This is a genomic window from Flavobacterium sp. UBA4854, assembly GCF_002399805.1.
Taxonomy (GTDB): domain Bacteria; phylum Bacteroidota; class Bacteroidia; order Flavobacteriales; family Flavobacteriaceae; genus Flavobacterium; species Flavobacterium ginsengisoli.
In genome coordinates this window covers 51,754-55,190 of sequence record NZ_DHEI01000054.1, presented here as the reverse complement: position 1 = coordinate 55,190, position 3,437 = coordinate 51,754, and the positions used below count along the sequence as shown (strand labels likewise).

The 3,437-nt window shown below is 35.5% G+C and carries 2 protein-coding genes; both read left to right on the top strand.

Annotation, left to right across the window (positions count from 1 at the left end):
• The coding region (locus B3J44_RS08220) for a toprim domain-containing protein (protein WP_286967716.1) at positions 1 to 1,140 on the top strand (1,140 nt) is incomplete at its 5' end.
• Positions 1,141 to 1,185: 45 nt separating this feature from the next.
• A partial coding sequence (locus B3J44_RS08215) for a DNA gyrase/topoisomerase IV subunit A (protein WP_286967714.1) occupies positions 1,186 to 3,437 on the top strand: 2,252 nt, incomplete at its 3' end.

Below are 3,437 nucleotides of genomic sequence, written 5' to 3'. Positions count from 1 at the left end.
AGTAAAACGCAATATAGTGAAGAATATCACTCTTTCGTAAATGGACAGAACACAACTCAAGGAGGAACGCACTTAGCGGCTTATCGTGAGGCAGTTGTAAAAACCATTCGTGAATTTTATAATAAAAATTTCGAAGCATCAGATGTTCGTAAATCGATTGTAAGTGCTATTAGTATTAAAGTAATGGAACCGGTTTTTGAGTCACAGACCAAAACAAAATTAGGTTCTACCGATATGGGCTCTGATGATGGAACGCCAGCAGTTTCTGTTCGTACTTTCGTAAACGATTTCATCAAAACGAAATTAGATAACTACCTGCATAAAAATCCAACAACTGCAGATGCTTTATTGCGTAAAATTCTTCAGGCAGAACGTGAGCGAAAAGAATTATCTGGAATTAGAAAACTGGCAACAGATCGTGCTAAAAAAGCCAATCTTCACAACAAAAAACTAAGAGATTGCCGTGCGCATCTTCCTGATACCAAAAACCCAAGAAACTTAGAAAGCACGCTTTTTATTACCGAGGGAGATTCGGCTTCCGGATCGATTACAAAGTCGCGTGACGTAAATACACAAGCCGTTTTCAGTTTACGTGGTAAACCTTTGAATTCATACGGAATGACTAAGAAAATCGTGTATGAAAATGAGGAATTCAATTTATTGCAAGCAGCACTTGATATTGAAGACGGATTAGAAAAATTACGTTACAATAATATTGTAATCGCAACCGATGCCGATGTCGACGGAATGCACATTCGTTTGCTTTTGATTACATTTTTTCTTCAGTTTTTCCCAGAATTAATAAAAGAAGGGCATTTGTATATTTTACAAACACCTTTATTCAGAGTGAGAAACAAAAAAGAAACGATTTATTGTTATTCTGAAGAAGAAAGAAAAGACGCGATTGAAAAACTAAAACCAAAACCAGAAATCACCCGATTTAAAGGTTTGGGAGAGATTTCTCCAGACGAGTTTAAAAACTTTATTGGAGATACCATCCGTCTTGATCCCGTTATGATGGACAAACATACTTCAATTGAGCAATTGTTGTCTTTCTATATGGGAAAAAACACCCCAGATAGGCAAGAGTTTATTATCAAGAATCTGAAGGTTGAAATTGATGAGCTTGAGGAAGCTTAAAATTAAAGTAGAAGAATTTTTTAGTAGTTATACTGAACAAAATATATGAAAGACGAAGAAGACGATAACATAATTCCAAACGACGACGAGAATAATCAAGATGAAAACCAGTTTGATGACAATCAAAATGGAGATGAAGATGAGATTATCGACGTAGATGCTAGACAATTTGAAGGACAGCATTTTTACGAAAATCAGGAAGAAGAAGGCGAAGACGTTATTACGAAAGTAACCGGAATGTACAAAGATTGGTTCTTGGATTACGCTTCGTATGTAATTCTGGAACGTGCAGTTCCCGCTATCGAAGACGGATTTAAACCTGTTCAGCGTCGTATTATGCACTCTTTAAAAGAGCTAGATGACGGCCGTTATAATAAAGTTGCCAATGTAGTAGGGCACACCATGCAGTATCACCCACACGGAGATGCAAGTATTGGTGATGCAATGGTGCAAATTGGACAAAAAGATTTATTGATAGACTGCCAAGGAAACTGGGGAAATATCTTAACTGGTGATGGAGCAGCAGCTTCGCGTTATATTGAAGCACGTTTATCTAAATTTGCTTTGGAGGTTTTATATTCTCCAAAAATTACAGACTGGGGATTATCATATGATGGTAGAAAAGCCGAACCAATTAATCTTCCTGTAAAATTTCCATTGCTTTTAGCGCAAGGAGCAGAAGGTATTGCAGTAGGTTTGTCAACAAAGGTTTTACCTCATAATTTTAATGAATTAATTGATGCTTCGATTAAAATCTTAAAAGGAAAACCGTTTACGCTTTATCCTGATTTTATGACGCAGGGTATTGCCGACGTTTCGAATTATAACGACGGAATGCGTGGCGGACGTGTACGCGTACGTGCTAAAATTTCGCAGTTAGACAAAAATACATTGGTGATTACTCAGATTCCGTTTTCTACCAATACCTCGAGTTTAATTGACAGTATTTTGAAAGCCAATGAAAAAGGCAAAATCAAAATCAAGAAAATTGAAGACAATACTGCAGCCGATGTTGAGATTTTAATTCATCTTTTTCCAGGAGTTTCACCAGATAAAACTATTGATGCATTATTTGCATTTACAGCTTGTGAAACTTCTGTAGCGCCTTTAGGATGCGTTATTGAAGATAATAAGCCTCTGTTTATTGGTGTTTCTCAAATGTTGAGGATTTCGACAGAAAGAACGGTTGAGCTGCTTAAGCAAGAGCTTGAAATTCAATTAGAAGAATTAAAGAATAAATGGCATTTCTCTACTTTGGAGAAAATCTTCATTCGCGAAGAAATGTACATTGACTTCAAATTATATGGAGACAGAGAATCATTATATAAATACTTGTATGATAGATTTGAGCCTTTCAAGAAATCATTCGTAAGAGAAATCAATGATGAAGATTTACAGCGTTTGACTCAAATTCCAATGATTCGTATTACGCGTTTCGATTCTGATAAAGCAGACGAATTGATTTCGAGATTGGAAGAAGAAATGAAAGAGGTAGAATACAATCTAGAGCATCTTACAGATTTTGCTATTGGGTATTTTACCAAATTAAAAGAGAAATATGGAAAAGGGCGTGAACGTAAAACCGAGCTTCGAGTTTTTGATAATGTAGAGGCTACAAAAGTAGTTTTACGTAACACAAAACTATACGTAAACCGCGAAGAAGGTTTTGTGGGAACAAGTTTAAAGAAAGATGAATACGTAGGTGATTGTTCTGATATTGATGATGTTATCGTGTTTTTACGCGATGGAACATTGATGATTACAAAAGTAGATTCTAAGACTTTTATAGGAAAAGATATTATTCACGCGGCCGTTTTTGATAAAAATGATAAACGAACTATTTATAACATGATGTATCGTGATGGTAAATCAGGTCCATCATACATAAAGCGTTTTAATGTTACTGGAGTAACACGTGATAAAGCCTACGATTTAACAAATGGAACAAATGGTTCTCAGGTAGTTTATTTTTCGCATAACCCAAACGGAGAAGCTGAAGTTGTGACTATCTTATTGCGTCAGGTTGGAACGATTAAGAAGCTGAAATTCGATATTGATTTTGCTAATTTAGCGATTAAAGGACGTGGTTCGAAAGGAAATTTGGTTACAAAATATCCAATCAAGAAAATCGAATTAAAAGAAAAAGGAATTTCGACTTTACTACCAAGAAAAGTTTGGTTTGATGATACCGTAAAACGTTTAAATGTTGATGCGAGAGGAGAGTTGTTGGGCGAATTTAAACCAAGCGATAAAATTTTAGTTATCAGTCAGTCAGGTAAATTAAAAGTTATTATTCC